Source organism: Glycomyces sp. L485 (assembly GCF_022548875.1).
Taxonomy (GTDB): Bacteria; Actinomycetota; Actinomycetes; order Mycobacteriales; family Micromonosporaceae; genus Glycomyces.
Map to the genome: position 1 here is coordinate 1 of NZ_JAKZEW010000118.1, position 291 is coordinate 291.

A 291-nucleotide genomic window follows, 5' to 3' on the forward strand; every position below is an offset into this window, starting at 1 on the left:
CGGCCGCAAGCGCGTCGAGCGGCTCATGCGCGATGCGGGTCTCCAGGGCGCCTGGCGCCCGCCCAAGACAGCCACCCGGTATGCCGGCGATGCGGTAGAGGCGGAGGATCTGGTGAACCGGGCGTTCAATGCCGAAGCCCCCGACCGGCTCTGGCTGGCCGACGCCTCCTGGATCGCCACCCGCGACGGCGGGGTCTGGATCGCGGCGATCAAGGACGTCTTCGCCGGCACCATCGTCGGCTGGTCGACCGGCCGATCCTGCGATACCGACCTGATCGAACGCGCCCTCGA

The 291-nt window shown here is 71.1% G+C and carries 1 pseudogene; it reads left to right on the forward strand.

The features are described from left to right. Nucleotides 1-291 (forward strand): annotated as a pseudogene (locus L0U85_RS20230) (IS3 family transposase); the annotation flags it as partial.